Origin of the sequence: Pedobacter nutrimenti, assembly GCF_032678445.1 — a bacterium.
Lineage (GTDB): Bacteria > Bacteroidota > Bacteroidia > Sphingobacteriales > Sphingobacteriaceae > Pedobacter > Pedobacter nutrimenti_A.
On record NZ_JAVTSQ010000035.1, the window covers coordinates 1 to 1,945 of the forward strand.

General features: G+C 47.2%; 1 protein-coding gene. It reads right to left on the bottom strand.

From position 1 onward, the window contains the following. Positions 1–154: 154 nt before the first annotated feature. Entirely contained in the window at positions 155–1,483 is a 1,329-nt protein-coding gene (ltrA, locus tag R2S08_RS28775; protein WP_316833772.1) for a group II intron reverse transcriptase/maturase, read from the bottom strand. Positions 1,484–1,945: the final 462 nt, after the last annotated feature.

Below are 1,945 nucleotides of genomic sequence, written 5' to 3' on the forward strand. Positions count from 1 at the left end.
TGTTAAGTAAACCCGGGTATTTCAACCCGAGATTCTCATAGATCCGTACGTGAAGGTCTCCCTTCATACGGCTCTTATTATCCAACCATTGACTTCGTGTCAAGCATCCCGCGTGCGAAGGTTGGACTTGGATTTCTCTGTTATTTCCCATTTCTTAAAAAGGTTTTGAGCCGAACTCCCAATGCGGAAATAAGGCTGGTTGTCTAACTGATATTCCCTTTAGCCACATGATGGCTTTTAGCAAGCTCGTTCGGAGCTTCTTGTACTTGCGACGTGCCCAGCGGGCAATCATTCGATTTACGCTCTGCATAAAGTCCTTTAATTCTGTTCGGTAAAACTTACCGTAGTAATTGATCCAGCCTCTCAAAACAGGATTGATTGCTTTCGCTATATCCTCAATCTGTGCATCTGATGCACGAAGGATCGTCCAGCTTTTCATCTTCTCAGTCATAGACTGTTTCGATTTCCTGCTCACTGCTGGCAGCCAGTTGCTGAAAGTCTCCTTACGACCACTGTGTTGAGCTTGTCTTGGCCTGAATGTATGGCCAAGAAAGTCGAACTCACCGTAGGGTTCAAACTTCCTTCTTCTGTTGCTGTCCTTGCAGTACACGATCTTCGTTTTCTCAGAATGCATTTCCAAACCACATTCCTGCATTCTTTCTGCTAATAATTGCAGTACTCTTTCAGCCTTTGGCCTACTTGCGCAATGGATCACACTGTCATCTGCGTAACGCTCAAACGGGCAGTCAGGATGGTTCCTGCTTAGCCACACATCCATGACGTAGTGCAAGTAAAGGTTAGCCAATAATGGCCCGATTACCGATCCTTGCGGAACGCCTTTCGTTCTTGCCACTATGGTTCCATCCTCCAATTGCAACGGTGCAACTAACCATCTCTCGATGTAGAGCAGCACCCATTTGGTGTCGGTGTGCTTCCTTACGGCTTTCATCAGCAACTCATGCGGAATGTTGTCAAAGTAGCCACGGATATCCATGTCTATCACCCAGTCAAATTTCCAGCAACGCTTACGGGCTTGCTCGATTGCCTGATGGGCTGATTTGTTTGGACGGTAACCGTAACTGTCTTCATGGAAGATCTTCTCCATATCTTTTTCCAGCAGGTCTTTTACTACGGTCTGACCCACTCGGTCTACTATAGTAGGAATGCCCAGTGGCCTTTTACCGCCACCTTTCTTCGGGATTTCAACCAACTTCACCGCACAGGGCATGTAACTGCCAGAACTCATCTGGTTCCACAGCTTATACAGATGGTTTGCTTTGTCTAGCTCAAAGTCTTGTAAACTCATCTGATCCACGCCTCCGCTTCCTTTGTTCGCTTTCACCTTGTTGTAAGCATTCATTACTTCTAGTTTTCCAATTGTAAATGGTTTTGTTTTCTTCATTTCTGTACCTCCTGCTGTTAGGCAGTTTCCTTCTATGTTTTCTAAAACTTGAATAATACTCCCCCTTCCCTCCACCTCCATTACAGAGCCTTCAATAGTACTACGAAGAGTTCCGCCCCCGTGAAGCGCATCGGTACTTTCCCTCTTGCTGGCTCTCCGGCTTGAGGTTTTCCCTTAGCATCGCTACGACAGGTTCGCACGTTCCGCATTAAAGCCTGTGTTTAGATCACGCCGTCTATATGCCGGATGCCATAAGGCCAGTAAACAGGTAACTTCCTTACTTATCCCGGGTAGCTACTGGTTCCCGGTTCTGACATCGTCCAATCCTTTCGACACCTCTTCGATCGGTTCGCTTGCGCTCGTCTTCTTAACACTTACCTGGCAACTCTTACGATGCCTTTTCCACTAACGCTCGCCACCGTGGTTCTTTACCACAGCAACTTAGTGGTGGTTTGGCTTCGGCACCTGTATGCCGAGCCGAGGGGCCTACCCTCATCTTCAATACAGCATTGCTTGTTTCACAACTAGCATTCGTGCCACTCA

Bases quoted from the DNA above. Each gene is read 5' to 3' on its own strand.
- ltrA (WP_316833772.1), bottom strand. From the start codon at position 1,483: ATGGAGGTGGAGGGAAGGGGGAGTATTATTCAAGTTTTAGAAAACATA.